This window comes from Gymnodinialimonas sp., assembly GCF_059726805.1.
Genome location: NZ_AP041059.1, coordinates 2,275,412 through 2,300,866 on the forward strand (window position 1 = coordinate 2,275,412; position 25,455 = coordinate 2,300,866).

Consider the following 25,455-nt stretch of genomic DNA (forward strand, 5'->3'; position numbering starts at 1 on the left):
TTGGCGGGGCCTTCATGATCACGCCAGCCCTTGCCGGACCCCCTGTGGCCCGCTAGCTCCGAGGGGACAGAGACAGGAAGGCAGGACATGAGCGAGAGATCAGGGATATTCGCGGGCGAGGACCCGTTTGTTTTGGCCCAGGCGTGGCTGGCCGAGGCGGAGGCGTCCGAGCCCAACGACCCGAACGCGATTGCGCTGTCGACGGTGGACCCGAGCGGGCTGCCCAACGCGCGGATGGTGCTGCTGAAGGACATCGAGGTGCGCGGCGAAGGGCAGGGCGGGTTCGTGTTCTACACCAACTATGGCTCGGCCAAGGGTCAAGAGATCGAGGCCGCGGGGAAAGCCGCGTTCGTGATGCATTGGAAAAGCCTGCGCCGTCAAATTCGCGTGAGGGGGATCACCGAGAAGGAGGAGGGACCTCAGGCTGATGCCTACTATGCCTCACGATCCCTCAAAAGCCGCTTGGGCGCCTGGGCGTCGGATCAATCAAAACCCCTCAGCTCTCGGACGTCTTTAATGGCCGATGTGGCGCGGATCACGGCCGAGAAAGGCGCCAACCCGGCGCGCCCGCCGTTCTGGGGCGGGATCCGGATTACGCCGGTTGAAATCGAGTTCTGGGCCGACGGGGCGTTCCGCCTTCACGACCGGTTTCGCTGGACGCGAAATGGCCCGGGCGCGCCTTGGGATGTGCAGCGCCTGAACCCTTAACTGACGTGGACGTCACCTAACTTGGGTGTTGCCGATATACAATTTCGCGTAACGTGAAATTGCAAGTATCTGAAAGAAAACAATTCTTTCAACTTGTATGCTAAGCTGAGGGTGGCACCATTAATCATGGTTAATGCGGCAGGAGATGACGTAGTGGGATGCGCAGAAACAGGCGCCGCTGGCCCGACGGTAGCGGGGCAAGTTAAGTGGTTCGACACGACGAAAGGCTTCGGCTTTGTCCTCTCGGATGAGGGGGGGCCGGACATCTTGTTGCATGCCAATGTCCTGCGCAGTTTTGGCCGAGGCTCCATCGCCGAGGGCGCCCGCGTGATGATGCGCACCCAAGAGACCGGGCGCGGCCTGCAGGCGGTTGAAGTGATCGCAATTGAGGCCACCCCCGGAGAGACCTCGACCAGCGACCGCCCGGCGCCGGATCTTCCCGACGCCACCGACGTCCCCCTTGTCGCTGCCCGCGTGAAGTGGTTTGACAAGGCCAAGGGCTTTGGCTTCGCGAATGTTTTCGGCAGATCCGAGGATGTTTTCGTCCATGTCGAAGTCCTGCGTCGCTCGGGCTTTACGGAATTGCAGCCCGGCGAGGCGGTGGCGATCAAGGTCGTCGATGGTCCCCGGGGCAAGATGGCCGCGGACGTGCGGACCTGGGATACGATATAGGCGCGGCGGCTTCTTTCCGGGGTCATTGCGCCCCATAGGAACGAAGCGAGGTCAGAGCCGATGCAACGCACATTTCTTTTGGTCGCGGCCCTTGTGGTGGGCCTGGTTTCGGGCGCGCCAGCCATGGCGCGCTGCGCCGAGGACCGGGCAGAGCTGCGCGGGGATTGGGGCACGGTGCGGTTTCGTGTCGAGATTGCCGATGATGTGCGCGAGCGCGCCCAAGGCCTGATGCATGTGGAAGAGATGGCGCGCCTGGCGGGTATGCTGTTCATCTATGAGCGTCCCCAGAGCGTCAACTTCTGGATGGAGAACACGCTGATCCCGCTGGACATGATTTTCGCCGACGAGAACGGCCTTGTGGTCAACGTCCATTCCAATGCCATTCCACTCGATCGCACGCCCATTCCGGGCGGCAGCGACGACATCGTCTATGTGCTGGAGATCAACGGCGGCATGGCCGAAGAGCTGGGGATTGCGGCGGGAAGTGAGCTGCGCCACCCGTCGATGCCGCAGGATACCGCGCTTTGGCCGTGCGAGGATTGAACAGGGCTTGCACACCCCGCCCGAAGGTCGCTAAGAGCCTTCCACGGTCGGGGCGTGGCGCAGTCTGGTAGCGCACCTGTTTTGGGTACAGGGGGTCGTGAGTTCGAATCTCGCCGCCCCGACCACTTCGTACATCTGCCCGTCCACTTCCTAAATCTGGTAGAATAATGCACGCGCACCGCGCCATGTGGTGCGATCTGTGACTTTTCTGTCATAAAGACCCTATATGTGGTGGGCAGGGGTTTTGGGCCCCGGCGTGGGGGGCGTCTGCAGCGTTCATGTGAAGGTATCACATGCGTGTCGCGGGCTATCTTGCCCGGTTTAAAGGAAAACCCTTTAAAGGTTAACGGGCGCCGCTTGGCGTGGGAATCGCTTTTGCGCGAAGCAGTTTGAGAATGGTCTCGATTGCAAGATTTTTTTCCCGGTGAAATTGCCAAAAAAGTGATTGACCCTGTTGGGCGGAATACGTCACTTAGTGTCTGTCGGATCCGGTGCCACTAGATATAGCGCCTACCTGACGGGGACCGAGGGACACCTCACACGATAAAGTACGTCTGCACAAATCGACAGCCGACCGCGGGGATCCTTGCGGCCGACCGGAGAGATGTGCGTCGCGCTGGGTGAACAGGTTCGAGTTGAACAGACGGTCAGAGGGCAGAAGACCCTGGCAGACCGCGGTATGGGAATTGGGCCAACAGGCTCTGGTGAGAACAAGAGGCAGCTTCATGAAGATTGAACGGCGATTTACCCGCGACGGCGCAGATGTGTACGCGGATCAGACCTTCACGACGACCACGTCGGAGATTCGCAATCCCGACGGCACCGTGGTGTTCAAGTTGGATGATGTCGAAGTGCCGACCGGCTGGAGCCAGGTCGCCTCGGACGTGATCGCCCAGAAATACTTCCGCAAGGCCGGTGTGCCCGCCGCGACGAAGCCTGTGAAAGAGAAGGGAGTGCCCGCATTCCTTCAGCGCCACGTGGCCGACGAAAAGGCGCTGGAGGCTATGCCGGAGGATCAGCGGTATGGTGGCGAGACGTCCGCCAAGCAGGTCTTCCGGCGCCTTGCCGGGGCGTGGGCCTACTGGGGTTGGAAGGGGGGCTACTTCTCCTCTGAGGCCGATGCGCAGGCCTATTTTGACGAGATGCAGCTGATGTTGGCGCGCCAGATGGCAGCACCCAACTCGCCCCAGTGGTTCAACACTGGCCTGCATTGGGCCTACGGGATCGACGGCCCGGCGCAGGGGCACCATTATGTGGACTACAAGACCGGTAAGCTGACGAAATCCACGTCGTCTTATGAGCATCCTCAGCCCCATGCGTGCTTTATTCAGGGCGTGCAGGATGACTTGGTGAATGATGGCGGTATCATGGACCTGTGGGTGCGTGAGGCGCGTCTGTTCAAGTATGGCTCTGGCACCGGCACCAACTTCTCTCACCTGCGCGGTGAGGGGGAGAAGCTGTCGGGCGGCGGTAAGTCGAGCGGCCTGATGGGCTTCCTGAAGATCGGGGACCGCGCCGCGGGCGCGATCAAATCGGGCGGCACCACGCGCCGCGCGGCGAAGATGGTGATCGTGGACGCAGATCACCCCGATATCGAGGATTTCATCGAGTGGAAGGTGCTGGAGGAGCAGAAGGTTGCCTCCATCGTCGCCGGTTCCAAGATGCACGAGAAGATGCTGAATGGTATCTTCGGCGCGATCAAGATGTGGGACGGCACGCGGGAAGACGCGGTGGATCCGGCCAAGAACGAGAGCCTGAAGCAGGCGATCCGGGAGGCCAAGAAGGTCGCCATCCCCGAGACTTACGTCAAGCGCGTGCTGGATTATGCCAAGCAGGGCCACACGTCGATCGAGTTTCCGACCTACGACACCGATTGGGACAGCGAGGCGTATAGCTCCGTTTCCGGCCAGAACTCCAACAACTCCATCCGCGTGACCGACGCCTTCCTGAAGGCCGTCGAGAACGATGACGATTGGGAGCTGATCAACCGCCGCGACGGCAAGGCCGCCAAGACGATCAAGGCCCGCGATCTGTGGGAGAAGGTGGGCCACGCCGCCTGGGCCTGTGCCGATCCCGGCATCCAGTACCACGACACGGTCAACGCCTGGCACACCTGCCCGGAAGACGGCGCGATCCGCGGCTCCAACCCGTGCTCGGAATACATGTTCCTCGACGACACGGCCTGTAACCTCGCCTCGATGAACCTGCTGACCTTCTACACCGGCGGCACGTTTGATGCGGAAAGCTATATCCACGCCTGCCGGCTGTGGACGCTGACGCTGGAAATCTCGGTGATGATGGCGCAGTTCCCGTCCAAGGAAATCGCGCAAAGGTCCTATGACTTCCGCACGCTGGGTCTGGGCTTCGCCAACATCGGCGGCTTGCTGATGAACATGGGCCACTCCTATGACAGCCCCGAGGGCCGGGCGCTGTGCGGTGCGCTGACGGCGATCATGACCGGCGTGTCTTACGCCACCTCCGCCGAGATCGCGTCCGAGCTGGGGCCCTTCGCGGGCTACGCCAAGAACCGCGAGCATATGCTGCGGGTCATGCGCAACCACCGCGCGGCGGCTTATGGCAAGATCGACGGCTACGAGGACGTCAACGTGAACCCGGTGGCGCTCGACCACGCCAATTGCCCGGATCAGACGCTGGTTGGGCTGGCCAAGCAGGCCTGGGACGAGGCGCTGACGCTCGGCGAACAGCACGGCTACCGCAACGCGCAGGCCACGGTGATTGCGCCCACCGGCACCATCGGTCTGGTCATGGATTGCGACACCACCGGCATTGAGCCCGACTTCGCGCTCGTGAAGTTCAAGAAGCTGGCCGGCGGCGGCTACTTCAAGATCATCAACCAGTCCGTCCCGGCGGCGCTGGAGGGCCTGGGCTATGCGTCCAACCAGATCGAAGAGATCATCGCCTATGCGGTCGGCCACGGCACCATCGGGCAGGCGCCCGGCATCAACCACACCTCGCTGATCGGCCACGGCTTCGGCCCACAGGAAATCGCCAAGATCGAAGAGGCGCTGCCGCAGGCCTTTGACATCCGCTTCGTGTTCAACCAATGGACCCTCGGCGCAGAGTTCTGCACCGAAACCCTTGGGATCCCTGCGGAAAAGCTGAACGATCCGACGTTTGACCTGCTGCGCCACCTGGGCTTCTCGAAAAAGGACGTCGAAGCCGCGAACGACCACGTCTGCGGGACGATGACCCTGGAAGGCGCGCCGTTCCTCAAGGACGAGCATCTGAGCGTCTTCGACTGCGCCAACCCCTGCGGCAAGAAGGGCAAGCGCTACCTGTCGGTGGAAAGCCACATCCACATGATGGCAGCGGCGCAAAGCTTCATCTCGGGCGCGATTTCCAAGACGATCAACATGGCCAACCACGCCACCATCGAAGACTGCCAGAAGGCTTATGAGCTGTCCTGGTCGCTGGGGGTGAAGGCCAACGCGCTCTACCGTGATGGCTCCAAGCTGTCTCAACCCCTGGCCGCTGCGCTGGTGGAAGACGACGACGAGGCGGCGGAAGTGCTGGAGACGGGCACGGCCCACGAGAAGGCTCATGTGCTGGCCGAGAAGGTGGTCGAAAAGATCATCGTCAAGGAGATCAGCCGCGCCCGGGAAAAGATGCCTCAGCGTCGGAAGGGCTATACTCAGAAAGCCATCGTCGGAGGCCACAAGGTCTACCTGCGCACCGGCGAATATGAGGACGGCAACCTGGGCGAGATCTTCATCGACATGCACAAGGAAGGCGCGGGCTTCCGGGCGATGATGAACAACTTCGCCATCGCCGTGTCCGTCGGGCTCCAGTACGGCGTGCCGCTGGAGGAGTTCGTGGACGCCTTCACCTTCACCAAGTTCGAGCCCTCGGGCATCGTGCAGGGCAACGAGGCGATCAAGAACGCGACCTCGATCCTCGACTACATCTTCCGGGAACTGGCGGTGTCCTATCTGGACCGCACGGACCTGGCCCATGTGGCGCCCACGGGCGACACCTTCGACGACGTGGGCCGCGGTGCGGAAGAGGGGGTTTCCAACTTCTCCGAAGTGCCGGGATCCCGCGCAGCCTCGGCGGTGGATGTTCTGAAACAGGTGGCCTCCACCGGCTACCTGCGCAACCGCGCCCCGCAAGAGCTGCATGTGCTGCAAGGCGGCATGGGCGGCGACGCCGATCCGGTCGCGGTGCTGGAAACCCTGGTGCCCGAGGTCAAGGGCGGCGGAACCGGCACGATGGCGGTCGCAGCTTCAACCACGGCGGTCTCCACCGGCCCCGTGTCGCTCGACGCCCGCACCAAGGCGAAGATGCAGGGCTACGAGGGCGAGGCCTGCGGCGAATGCGGCAACTACACGCTGGTGCGCAACGGCACCTGCATGAAGTGCAACACCTGCGGCGCGACGTCCGGGTGTAGCTGAACGAACGACAGGGGCGCGTTCAAGTTCCTTGGAAGGAACTTGCAAAACTCTTGCAAGAGTTTTGGTCCCGCCAAGCATCGGGTGTCCGGGGTCCTCACCAGACCTGGGCACCTGAGACATCGGGGTTTCCAACGGGAACCCTCGATATCCGGGGTGGATGCGTTCACCCCTGACGCGGATCAGGCCGCAGGCAGAACACGACGGGCAGTCATATATCAGAGCCTGATCAGCGAACCTAGGAGGTCCTTCGGGGCCTCCTTTTTTATGGGTTTTCAGAGGGGTGCGGCGCGTTCTTCATGTGATGCATGAAGGCGGGATGCCGCTTGCCGCGCGCCGCCAAGCACGCGATACTTCGCGCCATGCGTGGCCTCATTCTGTCCAGCCTGTTCTGCCTTTTCGCCAGCGCCCCCCTGCGCGCGGCAGAGGTCGTCGTCTTCGCGGCAGCGAGTCTTTCCGGCCCCCTCGACGACATTGCCGAGGTTTTCGAGCGGGAGACGGGCCATGACGTCACGATCTCCTACGGTGCTTCCTCAATTCTTGCGCGCCAAGCGGAAGCAGGGGCGCCGGCAGATGTGATCGTGCTGGCGAATGAGGCTTGGATGGATCATCTGGGCGCGCGCGGAGCGATTGATGAGGCGTCGCGCATAACACTCCTTGGCAACCATTTGGTGCTGATCGGCGCGGAGCCGGAAGAATTGAGCCTTGAAGAGCTGACTGACACGATCGGGCAGGACCGTCTGGCCCTTGCCTTGACCGACTCCGTTCCCGCAGGCATCTACGCCCGGGCGGCTTTGGACTCCCTAGGCCATTATGACGCCCTGCGCCCCAACATCGTGGAGACCGACAACGTTCGCGCCGCCTTGCAATTGGTTGCGCTGGGGGCGGTGCGCTACGGCATCGTTTACGCCAGTGATACGCTGGTTGACGGGCGTGTGCATGTGCTGTCCCTGATCGACGGCAACCTGCATCCAACCATCGGCTACCCTCTCGCGTTGGTCGATGGGGCGGGTGCAGAGGCTGCCGAGTTCCACACGTTTCTGCAATCGGGTGCCGCCCATTTGACGTTCCTCCTCCACAATTTCACGGCCCCCAATCCATGACAGGCTGGCTTGGCCCTGCGGAATGGGAGGCCGTGGCGCTGTCGCTGCGCGTGGCCCTGACCGCGACGCTCGTGTCCCTGCCATTCGGTATCGCCGTGGCCTACCTGTTGGCGCGCAAACGCTTCCCGGGCCACGCCATCGTCAACGGCCTCGTCCACTTGCCCCTGATCCTGCCGCCCGTCGTCACCGGCTACCTGCTGCTCGTCAGCTTCGGCCCGCAAGCCCCGCTCGGAGCCCTGCTGGAGGCCCTCGGCCTCGGCATCGCATTCCGCTGGACCGGGGCCGCACTCGCCGCTGCGATCATGGCCTTCCCGCTGATGGTCCGCGCGATCCGCCTGTCGCTGGAGGCCGTGGACCCCAAGCTGGAGGAGGCCGCCGGCACCCTCGGCGCGTCGCGCCTGCGGGTCTTCGCGACCATCACGTTGCCCCTGATGGCGCCGGGCATCCTCGCGGGCATGGTGCTGGCCTTCGCCAAGGCGATGGGCGAGTTCGGCGCGACGATCACCTTCGTCTCCAACATCCCCGGCGAGACGCGCACGGTGCCCTCCGCCATCTATGCCTTCCTGCAGGTGCCGGGCGGCGAGGGGGCGGCGTGGCGCTTGGTGATCATCTCGGTCGTGGTCGCGATGGGCGCGCTGGTGGTGTCCGAGGTGCTGGCGCGGAAGATGAATGCGCGGATCGGAGGGCGCGATGCTTGAGGTTCGGGTGAGCCATCGGTTCCCGGGCTTCGCGCTGGATGTGGCCTTTGAGGCGCCGATGGGCGTGACCGCCTTGTTTGGCCGCTCAGGCGCGGGAAAAACGAGCCTTGTCAGGGCCGTCGCGGGCATTCTTAAAGCAGATCAGGCGATGGTGCGGGTGGGCGAGCGGCGCCTTGATGGCCTGCCCGTGCCCGCGCGGCGGATTGGCTATGTGTTCCAGGAACCGCGCCTGTTTCCGCATATGTCGGTGCGCAGCAACCTGCGCTACGGCATGCGCGGCGGCGAAATGGACCCGGTCATAGACATGCTGGGGATCGGCGACCTGCTGGACCGCAGACCCGGCGCGCTGTCGGGGGGGGAGGCGCAGCGCGTCTCGATTGGACGCGCGCTGCTAAGCGAGCCCCGGCTGCTGCTGCTGGATGAGCCGCTGGCGGCGCTGGACGCCGCGCGCAAGGCCGAGATCCTTCCCTACATCGAACGCCTCCGCGATACCGGTATTCCGATCCTCTACGTCTCGCATTCCGTGGCCGAGATCGCGCGGCTGGCCACGACCGTCGTGGCCCTGGAGGCGGGCCGGGTCGCGCGCGCAGGCCCCGCGGCGGAAGTGCTGTCGGACCTCGATATCGTTCCTCTTCTCGGCGTGCGAGAGGCCGGCGCCCTGGTCGAAGCCCGCGTGGCGGCCCATCACGCGGATGGGTTAACGGAGTTAACCTGGTCGGCAGGACGCCTGTTTCTGCCGCAGATGCCGCAGCCCCCGGGCGCCCATGTCCGGGTGCGGATCGAGGCACAAGACGTCATGCTCGCGGCGACGCGGCCGGAGGGGATCTCTGCCCTCAACGTGGTGCCGGTTACGCTCGTGACTCTGCGCACCGGCGACGGTCCGGGGGCCGTCGTGCAACTGCGCGCGGGCGATGACCTGATCCTCGCGCGCGTCACGCGCCGCTCGGCCAATGCGATGGGCTTGGCCGAGGGCTGGCAAGGCTTCGCGGTGGTTAAATCCGTGGCGGTTGCTGCAGGCAATGTCGCCGCCTCTTTCCCCGTTCGTCAAATATCCCGGGGAGTTTGAGGGGCTGGCCCCTCAAGTCACGACCCTAACCCAATTCACTCCGCCGCGATTTTAATCACCGGATCCATCCGCGCCAGGATATCATCGGCCAGATGGCACTTGATCTGGTGCCCGTCCGCAAGCGTGCGCATCGGCGGCACCTCAGTATCGCAAAGCCCGCCCGACACCTCAGATTTCCAGTTGCAGCGGGTCTGGAACGGGCAGCCCGAGGGCGGGTTCATCGCCGAGGGGATGTCGCCTTCCAACACGATGTGCTTCTTCTCCACCGATGTGTCGGCGATGGGGACGGCGGACAAAAGCGCCTCGGTGTAGGGGTGGTAGGGGGGGCTGAAGACCTGCTCGGTCGAGCCCAGTTCCACCACATGGCCCAGGTACATTACCATAACGCGATCAGACAGATAGCGCACGATCGACAGATCGTGGGAGATGAACAGAAGCGTTGTCTTCTCGCGGCGCTGGATCTCCATCAGCAGATCCGTCACGGCGGCCTGCACCGAGACGTCGAGGGCGGACACAGGCTCGTCCGCCACCACGATCTTGGCGTCCCCGGCAAAGGCGCGGGCGATGCCGACGCGCTGTTTCTGACCGCCCGAGAGCTGGCGCGGCATCCGGTCGGCGAAGGCGCGGGGCAGCTTAACCAGATCGAGCAATTCCAGCATCCGGTTCTTGCGGTCCGCATCGCTGTCGCCGATCTTGAAGACCTCCAGCGCGCGGATGATCTGGCGGCCCACGGTCATCGAAGGGTTGAGCGTATCGAAGGGGTTCTGGAACACCATCTGGACGTTCGACACGGTCTTGGTGTCGCGGTCCTCAATGGCAGTGCTCTGGATTTCCTGGTTGCCCATGACGATGGAGCCATCCGTCGCCGTCTCCAACCCCATCAGCACTTTGGCGAGGGTGGATTTACCACAGCCGGACTCTCCCACGATGGCCAGCGTCTCGGACTCGCGGGCCTCAAAGCTCAATGTTTCATTGGCTTTGACGACCTTTTTGTCGCCGCCGCCAAAGAGCGCGTTGGCGGCGACCTCATAGTACTTCTTGAGATTGTCGATCTTCAGGACCACGTCGCCGATGGGCGCTTTTTCCGTGGTTGCGGCGAGCGTGATTGGGGCGTTCCAGTCGATTTCCTTGAACTTCACACAGCGCGAGGCGTGGCGGTCGTTGCCGGGGACGCTTTCCATGCGGATGTCACCGGCGTCGCAGCGGCCCTGCTCAAAATAATCGCAGCGGGGGCCGAAGTTGCAGCCGGGCGGGCGTTCATGGGGCAGGGGGAAGTTGCCGGGAATGGCCACCAGGGGGCGCGCGTTCTTGTCGGCGCCGGGCAGGGGAATGGAGCGGAAGAGCGCCTGGGTGTAGGGGTGCTGCATCTCGTCAAACACATCCTCGATGGAGCCGGTTTCCACCGCCTCGCCCGAGTACATGACGCAGAGGCGGTCACAGGTCTCCAGCACGAGGCCGAGGTTGTGGGAGATGAACAGCATCGAGGTGCCGTATTTCTCGCCCAGGCCCTTCACCAGATCGACGATGCCCGCTTCAACGGTCACGTCCAAGGCTGTCGTCGGCTCATCCAGGATCAGCAAGGAAGGCTTTGACATCAAGGCCATAGCGATCACGATGCGCTGCTGCTGGCCGCCCGAAAGCTGGTGCGGATAGGACTTCAGCATCCGCTCCGGGTCGGGCAGTTTCACGTCGCGCACGACCTCCAGGGCCAGGTCGTAGGCGTCCTTCTCGGAGGCGCCTTCATGGATCATCGGCACTTCCATCAGCTGCTTGCCGATCTTCATGGCCGGGTTCAGGGAGGCCATGGGTTCCTGGTAGATCATCGCAATCTCGGACCCGCGCAGGTCGCGCAACTCCTCGTCGCTCATGGCGTTCAGATCGCGGCCCTTGAACTTGATCGTGCCGCCGACGATGCGGCCGTTGACGCCAAGGTCCTGCATCACGCCAAGCGCCACTGTGGATTTGCCGCAGCCGGACTCGCCGACAAGACCCATCGCCTCGCCCGGCATCACGGTGCAGGAGAAATCCATGACGGCGGGAATCTCGCGCAGGCGGGTGAAGAATGAGATCGAGAGGTTCTCAATCTCAAGGATCGGGCCGTCATAGGGTTCGCGATCTGCCATGATAGTTTTCCTTAACTGACTGAGCCGTCAAAGGGCTGTGACTCTCGTACACCGGGGCGTACACAACCTGTGCATACGCGCGGCTGCTTCATTGACCCCACCCGCAGGCGTATCCGTTGGTGAGGCGGTCTGCATTGGCGGCCTCGATGGTTTCTTGTCCGATGGCTTGGTGGCACGCGCGCATCGGCTCCAGGATCGTCTCGGCGTAGGTGGCCACGACATCGCCGGATGTGGCGAGGTGGGCCTGGAACTCGGCCACGACGCCCGCATGGGCCGCTTGGATGGCGGCGATCATCTCTTCGAATGGGCGGGTGCAATTGGACCGCTGCGCCACCATGTGGCTGATCGCGGACGAGGTCGATTCCAGCATCGCCGCGAACTCGGCCACACGGGTATCTGACGCGGTCTCGATATCGCCCTCGGCTTGTTCGAGGGCGATATAGGTGCGCGCCAGGCACTGCGTGAGGTCAGGGTCGAAGTCCTGTGCCGCCACGGGTGCCGCTGCGAGGAGGATCGCAGATCCGAGGAGGGGTAGCTTTCGCATCAATCCTTCAGGCTTTCTTCACGCAGGCCGTCGGCCAGCAGGTTGAGGCCAAGCACAAGGCTCATCAGCGCCAGTGCAGGCGGCAGGGCCGGGTGGGGGTAGATCGTCAGAAGGCGGCGGCCTTCGTTGATCGTGGAGCCCCAGTCGGGCGACTCGGGGCTGACGCCGAGGCCGAAGAAGCCGAGCGTGCCCAGAAGGATCGTGGTGTAGCCGATGCGCAGGCAGAAATCGACGATCAGCGGCCCGCGTGCGTTGGGCAGGATCTCCCACAGCATGATGTACCAGGGGCCTTCACCGCGGGTCTGCGCCGCGGCCACGTAGTCGCGGGTTTTCACATCCAGCGTGATGCCGCGCACGATGCGGAACACGGTGGGCGAGTTCACGAAGACGACCGAGACGAAAACGATCAACAGGTTGCCCGCGATGTCGAACAAATCAAGAGATTGGGGCAGAGGCATAGAGAACAGCGTGCTTTCCGCCGACCCGATATTTAGGCGTTCAGGCCACCAAGCGGGAAATTCGGACCAACTCAGGACATCGATAACGCTGCCCGTAGCGGAGATCAGGGAGAGGTAGAGGATGATGCCCACCAAAGCGGCGATACCGACATAGATATTTCGGCGCTTTGGATCCGTGTGATAGCGCGAGTTGAACAGCACGATCAGGAACAGGATCGGGAACAGGAACAACACCATCGACATGTACTGCGGCACGCCTGCGGCGACGATTTCGGGCGTCACCAGCAGGAAGAACAGCAGGATTACCGGGAAGGCCAGCGCGAGGTTGGCGATGAAGGTCAGCACGGTATCCAGCTTGCCGCCGAAAAAGCCCGCCGGAAGACCCAGCGTGATGCCGACCATGAAGGCGAAAAGCGTGGCAACGGGCGTGATCTGCAGAACGTCCGCCGCCCCGAAGAACACGCGGCTGAAGACGTCGCGGCCCAGGTTGTCGCCACCCAGAAGGTAGTAGGGGTACTCGCCATCTTCCGGCGCGGGCAGGGGGGTGCCCGGCAACTCGTTGCGCATGCTGGAGATCAGGTCGATGGCCCCGTGGGTCGGCACCAGCGGGAAGACCCCTGAGAAGATCGCCGAGAAGATCCAGAACATCACCAGCAAGAAGCCTGCCATGCCGATGGGGCTGTCGAAGAGTTTGCCGTAAAGCCCCAGCCTGCGCTTGAAGGTAATCGAGACCGCGAAGGTCACGATCAGTGCGATCCACACCGGCAAAAGCCGCTGCGCCATGGCGCCCAGGATGCCCTTTTGCTCAATCGTCGGCAGCACCAGGCCGCCGATGATGAAGCCCACACAACACGCCACGAACAACAGCACCGCGTATTTCATCGTATCGAGCGCGTAATCCATCGGCGTTTTGCGCAGGGACATCGTGCCGTCGCCGTTGAACTCCAACTCTCCGGCGCGCACGCCCATGATCGTCAGTACGGTGTTGGTCAGGAAACCCAGGACGAAGACGACAAGGGCCACCAGCATGATCGGGTTGAGGAACGCTCCGAAGGAGCCGGTCCAGGTAAGGGGTTCCATTAGAGGGCCTCCTTGGAAGTCGCTGAGAAAGTAGATTGGCTTAGTTGCCCATCATCCCAGTAGACGTATCGGCCGTATGCCAACACGCCAGTCTCAAATACGGCGCGGCAAATGACCGTGATTTGGCTTCGCAATGGAATGTCGATGAGTGCGAAGCGGCAGTCTTCGGTTGCCGGTACAGGTGTAGGCGTTGCGTCCACGGTCCTCAGATGATTTGAGAAACGTTCAAGTCCGTACTCCAAAAAGCGTTCGTCTTGCGGGCGCGAAAAGCCCCATAGGCCGAGCAGGATCAACCCAATGCCCGCAATCGGGACAGTGACAATCCACAGCACTGTTTTTAGCAATACGTTCATTATGCGATCCGAATGCGGGGGTTGAGGAAGACGTAGCCGATGTCCGAGATCAGCTGCGTCAGCAGCACCACGAAGACGGCGACGATGGAGCAGGCCAGAAGCAGCTCGATATCGTTGTTGGAGGCCGCCTGCACCATGGTCCAGCCAAAGCCGTTGTAGTTGAACAGCGTCTCCACGATCACCACGCCGGTCAGAAGCCAGGGGAACTGGAGCATGATGACCGTGAACGGTGCGATCAGCGCGTTGCGCAGGGCGTGTTTCAGCACGATGTTGCGGAAGCTGACGCCCTTGAGCCGCGCCGTGCGGATGTATTGCGCGGTCATCACCTCGGCCATCGAGGCGCGGGTCATCCGCGCGATGTAGCCCATGCCATAAAGCGCGATGGTGACGACGGGCAGAGTGAAGTTCCAGAACGTGATGTCTTCCATCGCCGAGCGGGCCGAGCCCAGGAACAGCGTGCGGCGATCCCCCAGCCAGCCTTCGCCGCCAAGCCAGCCCCATTCGGCCAGGGCGCCGGAAAGGCCCGCCGTCGTTGAGGCAAAGATCACAATGAAGATCACGCCCGAGACGTATTCAGGCGTCGCAGTCGAGGCGATTGAGAGGGTTGAGAGCGATCGGTCGAGGCGCGAGCCTTCGCGCATCCCCGCCAGGACGCCCACCAGAAGGGCGGCGGGGACCATCAGGCCAAAGGCCCATCCCATCAGTTTCAATGTCAGAAGAAGGCGGCCGGGCAAGACGTTGGCAACGTCTTCATCAGAGACGGTGGAAAAACCCAGATCACCCTGCAGAAGGCCGCAGCGAGTGGGGGCATCGGCGGGGTCCATCTCGAAATCGATGCAGCGCCCGGTGATCTCTCCGGTATCGGGGTCTTCGCGGGTCCAGCCGGGCACCACGCCCAACCATTCGCCGTAGCGCACCAGAAGCGGGCCGCCGTAGCCATTGCGGTCCAGCCAGCTGACGACTTCTTCGTCGGTCATCCGGGCGTTGCCTTGGGTCTTCGCCAGTTTCTCCAGGTTGGGAAACAGGTTGGTGAGAAAGAACACCACGAGTGTCAGGCAAAGTGCGGTCAGGATCATCACGCCGGTTCGGCGCAGGATGAAAGCCCCCATGTCGTATCCCCTGTGTCTGGCCATGCCTGCGATGCAGGCAAAGCTTGATCGGCACTGTCCCTGCCTCATCGCATGTGCGGGGGCGGGGTTTGGCCAGCGCGGCCGTTGCGGGCGCGTGTGGCCCAACCGCTGAGAAAAAACCGGCGCCCGCGGGTGGCGGGCGCCGGTGATGAGATGTGCTTAGGCCTCGAAGCCCAGGTAATGCACGTTGATCTCGAACTTGGCGTGCATGTCGTTGTTCACCAGGCCCGGACGGGAGTGGCGGAACAGCGAGCGCCAGTAGGGCTGAATGGTGACGCCCTCTTCCTGCATGATCGACTGCAGACGGGCCATGACCTCACGACGCGCATCGGCGTCCTGGATGCCGTTGGCCTCCGACAGGAGCGTGTCGAATTCCTCGTTCGAGAAACCGGACTCGTTCCACGGCACACCGGAGCGGTAGGCGAGGTTGAGGATCATCACGCCCAATTCGCGGTGGTTCCAGTTCGTGGAGCTGAACGGATAGGACGTCCAGTCGTTCCAGAACGTGGAGCCGGGGATGATCGTCCGCGTCACGTTGAAGCCTGCGTCGCGCAGCTGCGCGGCCACGGCGTCGGTGGTGTTCTTGCGGTAATCATCGTCGATGGAGACCAGCTCGAACTCGGTGTCGGCATTGCCCGATTCCTCCAGCAGCGCGCGCGCGGCTTCGGGATCGAAGGTTTGCGCCGGAAGCTCGGCATACTCCGGGTGGATCGGGCAGACGTGGTGGTTTTCTGCCGGAACGCCCTGGCCGTTGATGCCCAGATCGAGGCAGACCTGGTTGTCGACGGCCATCTGGATGGCGTTGCGCACGCGCACGTCATCATAGGGCGCGTTGTTCTGGTTCGGGCGGATCACCACGGTGGCGGCGGTCACAACCTCGGACTGGTCCCAGCCGATGGCCTGGAACAGATCCACGAATTCGCCGACGGTCTCGTAGGTCATGTCGAACTCGTCGGCCTCGGCGCCCGCGAACCATGCGGCGGGGTCCTGGCCCAGGTCGACGAACTGGATTTCGTCCAGATACGTGTCACGCCAGTAGGTGTGGCCTTCCTTGCGGCGCAGCGTGGCGGAGACACCGACTTCGTAGTTGGTGATCTCATACGCGCCGGTGCCCACGCCGTGGTCCGCCGGGTTGGTGCCGATCAGGTCACGGTGCTGGATCGCGGAAGGATAATCCGCGATGCCGGGGATGAAAGTGATGTCGGGCGAGGGGTAGGTCACGCGCACGGTGTGATCATCCACGACCTCGACCGCGCCGTCGCGGGCCACGCCGGTGTCGGGGTCGACCAGGCCGCCCATGCGGGTCGCCATGGAGTTACCTTCCACGGTGCTGTCGCAGAAGCCGATGATGTTGGCGGCCACGTCTTCGGCGCCGAAGGCATCGCCGTTGTTCCACATGATGCCCTGGCGGACATTGAGGGTGTAGACGGTGGCGTCCTCGTTGGCTTCCCAGCTTTCCAGCAAGACGCCCTCGAACGAGCCGTCGTTGTTGTACTGAACCAGGTATTCCACGAAGCCGCGGCTGACGTTGGCCATCTGCGACCAATCGTATGTCCGCGGGTCCTTGAGGGCGCGCACTTCCTGCTGGATGCGCAGGGTGCCACCGGCGGCGGGCACGGCGCGGTGGCCGTCGGCCATGGCGGGGGTGGTGCCGATCAGCGAGTAGGCGGCGGCGGCGCTCAGGCCCAGAGCGGTCGAGCGCACGAGGAATTCGCGGCGGTCGAGTTTGCCCGCCTTATGCTCGGCGGCATACATCTCTGCGACGGGGTGGCTTTTGTGGCCCGTCGCGGCAGTCATATGGGTGAAATCTTTCATGTGTCGTCGTCTCCCTGTGACGTCTTCGTCTTGTTGGTCATGTCGTCCCTCATACCGCACAGCTTGGCTTTTTTGGTCCAATTTTGCCGGGCGCGTGGTCAACTGAGCGCATTAGCATCCGTATTGGACACCTGCGTCAATCGTCAGTTGCGCCCTCTGTGGTCTGTTTGCGACATCAATTCCCAACAGAACCGACATTGGGCCGTGATGCAACCGAATAGGTGTATACAGGTTGGCCGGGGCCTGCCGGCCTAGCCGCGCTTTGTCGGTTTGCGAAATTCCGAGGGCGTGCGGCCCACGGCCTGGGCGAAGGCGCGGGTGAAATACGCGGGTGAGGAAAAGCCCAATTGCTGCGCGATCTCGCGCGCGGGAAGGTCGGTTTCCAGGAGCAGGCGGCGGGCCTCATACATGATCCGCTCGTTCAGAAGCGCGAGCGCGGGACGGCCCGAGGCCTCGCGGCAGACGCGGCTGAGGTGGGTGGGGGTGACATGCAACTGGCGCGCGAAATCCGCGACGCCCAGGCCCGCGCGAAATTGCGCCTCCATCCGCTCGGCGAACATCTCGGCCAGGCGGCGCGAGGATTGGCGGCTGATGGCCCCCTCCTGACGCGCCAATTCGCGTGCCATCCAGGCCGAAACCAGCAGCGAATAGGCGGTCAGCGCCTGGTCCATCGCTGGGGCCTGGGCCGCCAATTCGCCCTCGATCTTCTCGATATGCGAGGTCAGCGCGGCCTGGCTTTCGATGTTGGAGACCCGCAAATGGAACGGATCGAGGGGCAGCTTGAGGCTGTCATCGGGGGGCAGGCACAGCTCCAGCCCCTGGGTTTGCGAGGCCAGCTCCAACGCCATGGGCACTTTGGAGGGCACGAAGACGGCGGTGTTCGGCCCATAGCCGCGGGTCACGCAGTTCACCGTCACCCGCCCCTGGCCGCGCGTGATCCAGTAAAGCCGATTACGCGGCGAGGCGTGGAGCAGTTCCACCCGCCACGCGCCCTGCATGCGCAGTTTGCCGAGGGAAGCCACGGAATGGACGGTGGGTTTGCGGGAGGTCTCGAACATGGGCGGTAGGGTATCTGTGGGGGCGGGGGGTGCAAGGGGGAAACGGGTTTAGGGGGCTCCGCCCCCCAGGCGGTCCGGGGGACCGCCTGTCCCCCGGAGTTTTTCGGGCAAGATGAATGCGGGGCCTAGGGCAGGGCGATTTGCCTCCAGGCCCGGGTGTTCGTGCGTTGCCAGCTGCGTTGGCGCTTGGCGTATTGACGCGTGGCGATGATCGCGGCGTCGCGGGCCTGGGGCAGGGTGAGCGTACCCTGAAGGTGGGCGATCAGCTCGGGCGCGCCGATGGCTTTCGCAGCGCCGCCCGCGCGGGGCCAGCGGGGGAGGTTGGCTTTCGCCTCTTCCATGGCGCCTTGCGCGATCATCTGGTCGAAGCGCGTTGCAATGCGCGCGTTGAGCCAGTCGCGGTCCGGGGTGAGGGCAAGGGCCGTGGCGTTTTCGAAGGGCAGAAGCGGCGCGCCGGTGGCGTCTTGCCATTCCGACAGCGGGCGCCCGGTGGCGCGCAGCACCTCCCACCCGCGCTGCACGCGCATGCGATTTTGGGTATCGATGCGCGCGGCAAGCTTCGGGTCACCTGCGAGGAGCGTAGCGAGGAGGGATTGGAGGGAGAGGCCGTTGGCCTCGTCCCGGACGTGCGCTGGGATGGCGGGGATGTCGGCGAGGCCTTGGGTCAGCGCGCGGAAATAGAGCCCGGTGCCACCGACGATGATCGGGTTCTGGGCGAGGAACGGCGTGACATCGCGCAGCCATTGGCCGACGTCGTAATGGGCCTCGAACGGGACATGGCCGTAGAGGTGGTGGGGGGCTTGCGCCTCTTCCTCGGGCGCGGGGCGCGCGGTCAGCACGCGCCAGCCGTCGTAGACCTGTAGCGCATCGGCGTTGAGGATCACGCGGCCCTGGGCGCGGGCGATGGCAATTGCCAGGGCGGTTTTGCCCGAGGCCGTCGGGCCGACGATCAGGACGGGTTTAGAGAGAGGTATGGAATCTATGTCTATCAAGGGTCTACGGGGCGTTCTTCATGTGATCCGCGCCGCCGCCCCCGGGCCCGGAATTGGGCCCGATCAGACATTGAACCGGCGCGGCATTTAGACCATTGTCGCGCCGCAAGATCAAACAAGGAATAGCCCGATGCCCAACCACGCCACCTCAGACGCCACCTCCGGGGACAGCGCAGACCACGGCAGCCGCTACAACCGCGTGATGCTGAAGATCTCGGGCGAGGCGCTGATGGGCGATCAGGGGTTTGGCTTGCATCCGCCCACAGTCGAGCGGATCGCCCGCGAGATCCAGTCGGTGCAGGAGTTGGGCGTGGAGATCTGCCTGGTGATCGGTGGCGGCAATATCTTCCGCGGCTTGCAGGGCAGCGCCCAGGGGATGGAGCGGACGACGGCGGACTACATGGGGATGCTCGCCACGGTGATGAACGCGCTGGCGATGCAAGGCGCGTTGGAGAGCCTGGGGGTGTTCACGCGGGTGATTTCCGCGATCACGATGAACGAGGTGGCCGAGCCCTACATCCGCCGCCGCGCCATCCGGCATCTGGAGAAAAAGCGCGTTGTGATCTTTGCCGCGGGCACCGGCAACCCCTATTTCACCACCGACACCGCGGCGACCCTGCGCGCCTCGGAAATGGATTGCGAGGCGATCTTCAAGGGTACCAAGGTTGACGGCGTCTACGACAAGGACCCGGCCAAGCACGCCGATGCCAAGCGCTTCGACACCGTCACCTATGACGAGGTTCTGGCGCAGCACCTGGGGGTGATGGATGCCTCTGCCATCGCACTGGCGCGGGAGAACAAGCTGCCGATCATGGTCTTCTCGTTAGACGAGCCGGGCGGGTTCCGGTCGATCCTGGATGGCAGCGGGACGTTCACGCAGGTTGTGGAGTAACTGGTGTGCGTTAGGCCCTGGTTCTCGCGGTCGAATGTGACGCCGATCCCGTGAGACTCGGCTTAGCCCAAAGGCTTTGACATCAAGACGGTTTCTTCGTCGCCATAGAAGCTGCGCGACGTCTCTTGGAACCCCATGGCCGTATAGAAGGCCGTGGCGGAGAGGGACGAGGACACCTCGAGCGTTTGCGTCCCCTGGCGTTTGGCAATCCGCTCCAATTCGCGCACCAGTGCGGTGGCGACGCCGCGTCGGTGCCAATCCGGTGCAACGAAAACGGATTTTACTTCGGCGCCGTGGAGTGCTCCGGTGCCTATTATGTCGTCGCCCGCAAGGGCCACGAGGGTTTGCCGTTGCCCGAGCAGTTGCAGAACCCTCTCTGCCGTGAAGTTCTGGAGCAGCCGATCAATCTCGGCTGGGGGATAGTCCTTGGCGTTGACCCGCGCGATGGCGTCGCGGATGACACGGCTGATGCCGTCGGCGTGCTGGGTCGTTGCAGGTTTGAGGATGTAGTCATCGCGCATGCCCGAAGCGTAACAGCCATATCGATCTCTGTCACTTTGGGCGACGCGCCTTGCGAGGAGGGGAGAGCCCGCACCGTTACCACGGAAGAAGTCGCGGCGGGACGCGCAGTCGTTCGGCCCCAAAGCGCCCCACAGCGGTCTGCAAAACGCTTGCGCAAATTCCCCTCAAGGTCGGGTGTTGCCGACGACCCTAGGGGCAGGTTACAAGCGGGCGATCTACAAACAACAACAGGCCATTCCAGATATGTCAGACGATTTCATGCTCGACACCGACGATCTTGAGCGGCGGATGGAAGGCGCGATTGCCTCGTTGCGCACGGAATTTGCCTCGTTGCGCACGGGGCGCGCCAGTGCCTCGATGCTGGAGCCGGTGATGGTTGACGCCTACGGGGCGATGACGCCGATCAACCAGGTCGGCACGGTCAACGTGCCCGAGCCGCGGATGGTCACCGTCAATGTCTGGGACAAGGGGCTTGTGGGCAAGGTCGAGAAGGCCATTCGCGAAAGCGGGCTTGGCATCAACCCGCAGCTCAACGGCACCATTATCATGCTGCCCATCCCCGAGTTGAACGAAGAGCGGCGCCGCGAGTTGACCAAGGTCGCCGGCACCTATGCCGAGAACGCGCGCGTGGCCGTGCGCAACGTGCGCCGCGACGGGATGGACCAGGTGAAGAAGGCCAAGGCCGACGGGATCAGCGAAGATGACCAGAAGTTCTGGGAAGGCGCGGTGCAGGAATTGACCGACACGTTCATCAAGCGCGTCGATGATCAGCTTGAGACCAAGCAAGAAGAGATCATGCAGGTTTGAAACTCGAACCTGCCCTTGGGCAGGCCGTCGCTCCCGCGGAGCGACTGGGGTTTCAAAGGGCGGAGCCCCGGCAGACCCGCAAACACCTTCAAAGGACGCCTCTGATATGTCTAAGACCGCCGATACCAGCACCCCGCCCAAGCATGTGGCCATCATCATGGATGGCAACGGGCGATGGGCGCAGATGCGGCACCGGCCGCGTCTGGTGGGCCACCATGCGGGCGCCAAGCGGGTGCAGGAGATCGTGCGCGCCGCCCCCGATCACGGGGTGAAGTATCTGACGATCTTTGCATTCTCGACCGAGAACTGGAAGCGCACCCAGGCCGAGGTTGCCGGGCTGATGAAGCTCTTCAAGCGCTACATCCGGCAACAGGCGGCGGGTCTTCTGGAAGAAGGCGTGCGCGTTCGTTTCATCGGGGATCGCGTGCGGCTGGAGCCTGCGCTGGTGGATCTGATGGACGGGCTGGAGCTTCTGACCGCTGACAATGACCACGTGCATCTGACGATTGCGCTGAATTACGGGGGCCGAGATGAAGTCGCCCGCGCCGCCAAGCGCATGGCCTATGATGTCTCGATGGGCAAGCTGAACCCGCGCGATGTCTGCGACGAGACCTTCCCCAAGTACCTCGATACCCACGTGCTGCCGGACCCGGATCTGGTGATCCGCACCAGCGGAGAGGCGCGGATTTCCAACTTCCTGCTCTGGCAATCGGCCTATGCGGAATACGAGTTCATCGACACGCTCTGGCCGGATTTCACGGCGGATGTCTTCGCCAAGGTCGTGGCGCGCTACAGCGCGCGCGATCGCCGCTTCGGCGCTGTGAAGGCCTGAGAGCGGCCATGGCGGCCAGCACAAAACCGAAGTTCGCCGATCTCTTGCCCCGGATTGTGTCTGCGCTGGTGCTGTTGACCGTGGCAGGCCTTGGGTTGTGGCTGGGGGGGCTGGCCCTTGCGGTGCTTCTGTCGGTCTTCGGCGCGGTGATGATGTGGGAGTATTTCCGTCTTATCATCCGGCTGTCGTCGCCCGTGGCGATGGGCTGCACAGTGCTCAGCTCGGCGCTTCTGGCGGGCGCTTTGATCCTGGAACACATGCTGGTCACACCCTCGGACGGCGTGCTGGCGATTTCGCCGGTGGCGGCAGGTGTCATGGTTGTCAGCATGATCGTGACCGCGATCCCGGTGCACAAAAGCAGGCTGGAGACTCTGTTCGGCGCGATGATCCCGCTGGCGACCTTCCTGTTCTTCTACCTGCATCAATCGGTCCCGATGGTCATGTGGGTCGTGGTGGCCGTGGTGATTTCCACCGACGTGGCGGGCTACTTCTTTGGCAAGCTGATCGGCGGGCCGAAGTTCTGGCCCTCGCTCAGCCCCAACAAGACATGGTCCGGCACCGCCTCGGGCTGGGTCATGGCGGGGCTGATCGCCCTGGCGATCAGCTTTGCGGGCGGCACGTCGTCGGTCGGAGTGGCGGCGATCTTTCTGATCGCCGTGGCCTTTGCCGCACAGATGGCCGACATCGCGGAATCGGCGCTGAAACGGCGGGCAGGGGTCAAGGATAGCTCCAACCTGTTGCCCGGCCACGGCGGCGCGCTGGACCGCTTCGACGGCATGCTCGGCGCCTTCACCGTGGCGGGGCTGGCCTTCGTGCTGGCAGGCTACACGGTGGTGTCATGAAACGGCGGGTCAGCATTTTCGGGGCCACAGGCTCCATCGGGCAGAACACCATCGACCTGATCGCGCGCAACCTGGAGGCCTATGACGTCGTGGCGCTCACCGGCGCGCGAAACATCAAACAGCTCGCCGCAGATGCGAGGAGGCTGGAAGCGCGTCTCGCGGTGACAGCCGAGGAGGGGCTGCTGCCCGATCTGCGCGCCGCGTTGGAGGGCTCGGGCGTGGAGGCCGCGGCCGGCGAGGCCGCGCTGCTGGAGGCCGCTGACCGCCCCGCCGATTGGATCATGTCCGCCATCGTCGGCGCCGCAGGCCTTGCGCCGGGCTTCCGCGCGCTCCGCCATGGCACGACCTTGGCGCTGGCCAACAAGGAAAGCCTCGTAACCGCCGGGCCGCTTCTGATCGCCGAGGCGAAAAAGCACGGCGCCACGATCCTGCCGGTGGACTCGGAACATTCCGCCGTTTTCCAGGCGCTGGTGGGCGAGGATATGGCGGCGGTGGAGCGGATCATCATCACCGCCTCGGGCGGCGGTCTGCGCGATTGGCCTGAAAGCGCCTTGCCAAGCGCCACGCCCGCCGATGCCGGCGCGCATCCGAATTGGGACATGGGCCAGCGGATCACCATCGATAGCGCGTCAATGTTCAACAAAGCCATGGAGCTGATTGAAACCAAAGAGTTTTTTGGCGTACCGGCCGCCAAGATCGAGGCCGTGGTTCACCCCCAATCCCTGATCCACGCCCTCGTGGGCTTCAACGACGGTGCCCTCATGGCGCACCTCGGGCCGCCCGATATGCGCCACGCCATCGGCTACGCGCTGCACTACCCCGAGCGCACGCATCTTCCCGTGGCGCGCCTTGATCTGGCGCAGATCGCCACGCTGGAATTCCACGCGCCCTCTGACACCCGCTACCCCGCGCTCAAGATCGCGCGCGAGGTAATGGAGACGGGCGGGCGCAGCGGCTGTATCTTCAACGCCGCCAAGGAAATCGCTCTGGATGGCTTTCTGGCGGGCGAAATCGGCTTCATGGAGATGTCAGGTATCGTTTCCGCGACGCTCGACGCTATGTCGTCACAGGGCAGCCTTTCAATTGCCCCAGACACTCTTGAAGACGTGCTGCAAACTGACCAGATCGCCAGAGACATGGCCCGCGCACAGATCAGGTCCCGGATCGAGCAACCCAAGGCCCAACGGCCTTAAGATAGCCACCCGAGGCCCGAGGGCCTCAACAAAGGCAAAAGAGAACGCATTGATGGAATTCCTTCCGACCTTCGGCAACATCGGCTTCACCATTGCGGCGTTCGTTGTCGCCCTCTCGATCATCGTGGCGATCCACGAATACGGCCATTACATCGTGGGCCGCTGGTCGGGCATCCATGCGGAGGTGTTCTCCATCGGCTTTGGCCCGGTGATTTGGTCGGGCGTCGATCAGCACGGCACGCGCTGGCAATTGGCCGCCCTGCCTTTGGGCGGATACGTGCGGTTTCTGGGCGATGCCAATGCGGCCTCCGCCGGGGCGGATGGCGAGGCGATGTCCGAGATGGACGCGCGCGAACTCCGCCGCTCCATGCCCGGTGCGCCGTTGTGGGCCAGGGCCGCGACCGTGGCGGCGGGGCCGATCTTCAACTTCATCCTTTCCATCGCGATCTTCGCGGGCGTCGTGCTGACGGGCGGGCGCGCCGCTGATGACGCCATTGTCGGCGGTCTGGTCCCGGTGCCCGAAGAAATCCTGGTGCTGGAAGAGGGTGATCTGATCACCGCCATCGAGGGGCAGCCCGTCACCGCCCTGGAGGATGTCTATGAACTCAGCCGATCCTCGCTGGAGCCCGCGCGCACGCTGACCTATGACATCGTGCGCGACGGCGAAGAGATGCAGGTGGAAGCCGCGTTTCCGCTTCTGCCCATCGTGGGCTCTGTCGCCCCGCAATCGGCGGCGATTGCCGCAGGCATGGCCGAGGGCGATGTGATCATGTCCGTGGACGGCCAGCCGATTTATGGCTTCAGCCAGCTTCGCGAGGCGGTCGATGCCTCGCAGGGGGCCGAGCTGGACCTGATCGTCTGGCGCGCCGGAGAGATGTTGGAACTGGCCCTGTCGCCCCGCTCCACCGATCTGCCGACGGCGGAGGGCACGTTCGAGACGCGCTGGCTGATCGGCATCACCGGCGGCTTGATCTTCGAGCCACAGACCGTGTCCGTGGGCGCCTGGGAGGCGGTCAGTTTTGGCGCCAACCAGACGTGGTTCATCATCGAATCCTCGCTGTCGGGCCTGTCGCACATCATCTCGGGCGCGATCTCCACCTGTAACCTGCAAGGTCCCTTGGGCATTGCCGAGACATCCGGCGCAGCGGCCTCCCAGGGCCTGGACAATTTCATCTGGTTCATCGCCGTGCTGTCGACCGCCGTGGGCCTGTTGAACCTGTTCCCGATCCCGGTCCTCGATGGCGGCCATCTGGTGTTCCACGCGTATGAGGCGGTGACCGGCAAGCCGCCATCGGACAAGTTCCTGAAGGTCATCATGATGATCGGCCTGACGCTGCTGCTGTCGCTGATGGTGTTCGCCCTGACCAACGACATCTTCTGCCCCTGAGCGCGTTAACCTTGCGTTAACAAATCTCCAATTCTCCACCCGCGTGCCTAGGTCTTGCCACATTTGAGCGCGATATTTCGGGCATCGAAGGTGCATGTCGCACCCTCGTGCCGACAATAGGACCCAGACGCCCATGCGCTATCTTGCAGAGAGCACCCGCGGAATGACTCAGCTTGTGATGCTGAACATGGATCGTTTCCTTGCGCCCTTGCTGATCGTGGCGGCGCT

The 25,455-nt window shown here is 63.6% G+C and carries 22 protein-coding genes and 1 tRNA gene; 14 read left to right on the forward strand and 9 right to left on the reverse strand.

Annotated features, from left to right (window positions below):
• Positions 1–87: 87 nt before the first annotated feature.
• From pdxH to modC, 8 genes are all read left to right on the forward strand, one after another.
• A complete protein-coding gene (gene pdxH, locus AC6I9R_RS11125) occupies positions 88–708 on the forward strand; it encodes a pyridoxamine 5'-phosphate oxidase (RefSeq protein ID WP_461425637.1) in 621 nt (206 codons plus the stop codon).
• 126 nt (positions 709–834) lie between these two features.
• Complete coding sequence (locus AC6I9R_RS11130; protein WP_461425638.1) at positions 835–1,380, forward strand: cold-shock protein; 546 nt, start codon at positions 835–837, stop codon at positions 1,378–1,380.
• Between the two features lie 60 nt (positions 1,381–1,440).
• Positions 1,441–1,923, forward strand: coding sequence for a DUF192 domain-containing protein (locus AC6I9R_RS11135; RefSeq protein WP_461425639.1), 483 nt, complete (start codon positions 1,441–1,443; stop codon positions 1,921–1,923).
• Between the two features lie 48 nt (positions 1,924–1,971).
• Positions 1,972–2,048: transfer RNA gene (locus AC6I9R_RS11140), tRNA-Pro, on the forward strand.
• 600 nt (positions 2,049–2,648) lie between these two features.
• Positions 2,649–6,335, forward strand: a complete 3,687-nt coding sequence (locus AC6I9R_RS11145; RefSeq protein ID WP_461425640.1) for a vitamin B12-dependent ribonucleotide reductase — start codon at positions 2,649–2,651, stop codon at positions 6,333–6,335.
• A 359-nt stretch (positions 6,336–6,694) separates the two neighbouring features.
• Positions 6,695–7,435: a molybdate ABC transporter substrate-binding protein gene (modA, locus tag AC6I9R_RS11150; RefSeq protein ID WP_461425641.1), complete on the forward strand. Its 741-nt coding sequence runs from the start codon at positions 6,695–6,697 to the stop codon at positions 7,433–7,435.
• Positions 7,432–8,133 carry a molybdate ABC transporter permease subunit gene (gene modB, locus AC6I9R_RS11155; RefSeq protein WP_461425642.1) on the forward strand — a complete coding sequence of 234 codons (702 nt, stop codon included), beginning with the start codon at positions 7,432–7,434 and terminating at the stop codon, positions 8,131–8,133. Before modA ends, modB begins: the two co-directional genes overlap by 4 nt.
• Positions 8,105–9,199 (forward strand): molybdenum ABC transporter ATP-binding protein, encoded by a 1,095-nt coding sequence (gene modC, locus AC6I9R_RS11160; RefSeq protein WP_461425643.1) that lies wholly within the window; start codon positions 8,105–8,107, stop codon positions 9,197–9,199. The genes modB and modC overlap by 29 nt, the downstream gene beginning before the upstream one ends.
• Before the next feature lie 35 nt (positions 9,200–9,234).
• Here modC and AC6I9R_RS11165 read toward each other — a convergent pair whose 3' ends face one another.
• From AC6I9R_RS11165 to miaA, 8 genes are all read right to left on the reverse strand, one after another.
• Positions 9,235–11,322 carry a dipeptide ABC transporter ATP-binding protein gene (locus tag AC6I9R_RS11165; RefSeq protein ID WP_461425644.1) on the reverse strand — a complete coding sequence of 696 codons (2,088 nt, stop codon included), beginning with the start codon at positions 11,320–11,322 and terminating at the stop codon, positions 9,235–9,237.
• Between the two features lie 88 nt (positions 11,323–11,410).
• The gene (locus tag AC6I9R_RS11170) at positions 11,411–11,866 is read right to left on the reverse strand and encodes a hypothetical protein (protein WP_461425645.1); all 456 of its coding nucleotides are present in this window, start codon (positions 11,864–11,866) and stop codon (positions 11,411–11,413) included.
• On the reverse strand, positions 11,866–13,404 hold the full coding sequence (locus AC6I9R_RS11175) for an ABC transporter permease (RefSeq protein WP_461425646.1): 1,539 nt from the start codon (positions 13,402–13,404) through the stop codon (positions 11,866–11,868). Before AC6I9R_RS11175 ends, AC6I9R_RS11170 begins: the two co-directional genes overlap by 1 nt.
• Positions 13,404–13,757 carry a hypothetical protein gene (locus tag AC6I9R_RS11180; RefSeq protein WP_461425647.1) on the reverse strand — a complete coding sequence of 118 codons (354 nt, stop codon included), beginning with the start codon at positions 13,755–13,757 and terminating at the stop codon, positions 13,404–13,406. The genes AC6I9R_RS11175 and AC6I9R_RS11180 overlap by 1 nt, the downstream gene beginning before the upstream one ends.
• Entirely contained in the window at positions 13,757–14,866 is a 1,110-nt protein-coding gene (locus AC6I9R_RS11185) for an ABC transporter permease (protein WP_461426605.1), read from the reverse strand. The genes AC6I9R_RS11180 and AC6I9R_RS11185 overlap by 1 nt, the downstream gene beginning before the upstream one ends.
• Before the next feature lie 180 nt (positions 14,867–15,046).
• On the reverse strand, positions 15,047–16,702 hold the full coding sequence (locus AC6I9R_RS11190) for an ABC transporter substrate-binding protein (RefSeq protein ID WP_461425648.1): 1,656 nt from the start codon (positions 16,700–16,702) through the stop codon (positions 15,047–15,049).
• A 251-nt stretch (positions 16,703–16,953) separates the two neighbouring features.
• The gene (locus AC6I9R_RS11195; RefSeq protein WP_461425649.1) at positions 16,954–17,760 is read right to left on the reverse strand and encodes a helix-turn-helix transcriptional regulator; all 807 of its coding nucleotides are present in this window, start codon (positions 17,758–17,760) and stop codon (positions 16,954–16,956) included.
• A 125-nt stretch (positions 17,761–17,885) separates the two neighbouring features.
• On the reverse strand, positions 17,886–18,752 hold the full coding sequence (gene miaA / locus AC6I9R_RS11200) for a tRNA (adenosine(37)-N6)-dimethylallyltransferase MiaA (protein ID WP_461425650.1): 867 nt from the start codon (positions 18,750–18,752) through the stop codon (positions 17,886–17,888).
• A 130-nt stretch (positions 18,753–18,882) separates the two neighbouring features.
• Here miaA and pyrH point away from each other — a divergent pair, with 130 nt between their 5' ends.
• The gene (pyrH, locus tag AC6I9R_RS11205; protein ID WP_461425651.1) at positions 18,883–19,644 is read left to right on the forward strand and encodes a UMP kinase; all 762 of its coding nucleotides are present in this window, start codon (positions 18,883–18,885) and stop codon (positions 19,642–19,644) included.
• Between the two features lie 62 nt (positions 19,645–19,706).
• On the opposite strand, the gene AC6I9R_RS11210 is transcribed toward pyrH, so the two are convergent.
• On the reverse strand, positions 19,707–20,165 hold the full coding sequence (locus AC6I9R_RS11210; protein ID WP_461425652.1) for a GNAT family N-acetyltransferase: 459 nt from the start codon (positions 20,163–20,165) through the stop codon (positions 19,707–19,709).
• A gap of 244 nt (positions 20,166–20,409) precedes the next feature.
• On the opposite strand from AC6I9R_RS11210, the gene frr reads away from it, so the two are divergent.
• The 5 genes from frr to rseP all read left to right on the forward strand — a co-directional run bounded on the left by frr (position 20,410) and on the right by rseP (position 25,227).
• Positions 20,410–20,973: a ribosome recycling factor gene (frr, locus tag AC6I9R_RS11215; protein WP_461426606.1), complete on the forward strand. Its 564-nt coding sequence runs from the start codon at positions 20,410–20,412 to the stop codon at positions 20,971–20,973.
• A gap of 106 nt (positions 20,974–21,079) precedes the next feature.
• The gene (uppS, locus tag AC6I9R_RS11220; protein ID WP_461425653.1) at positions 21,080–21,805 is read left to right on the forward strand and encodes a polyprenyl diphosphate synthase; all 726 of its coding nucleotides are present in this window, start codon (positions 21,080–21,082) and stop codon (positions 21,803–21,805) included.
• A gap of 8 nt (positions 21,806–21,813) precedes the next feature.
• Positions 21,814–22,647, forward strand: coding sequence for a phosphatidate cytidylyltransferase (locus AC6I9R_RS11225; RefSeq protein ID WP_461425654.1), 834 nt, complete (start codon positions 21,814–21,816; stop codon positions 22,645–22,647).
• Positions 22,644–23,840, forward strand: coding sequence for a 1-deoxy-D-xylulose-5-phosphate reductoisomerase (dxr, locus tag AC6I9R_RS11230; RefSeq protein ID WP_461425655.1), 1,197 nt, complete (start codon positions 22,644–22,646; stop codon positions 23,838–23,840). Before AC6I9R_RS11225 ends, dxr begins: the two co-directional genes overlap by 4 nt.
• 52 nt (positions 23,841–23,892) lie before the next feature.
• Positions 23,893–25,227: an RIP metalloprotease RseP gene (gene rseP, locus AC6I9R_RS11235; RefSeq protein WP_461425656.1), complete on the forward strand. Its 1,335-nt coding sequence runs from the start codon at positions 23,893–23,895 to the stop codon at positions 25,225–25,227.
• The last annotated feature ends 228 nt before the right edge of the window (positions 25,228–25,455 follow it).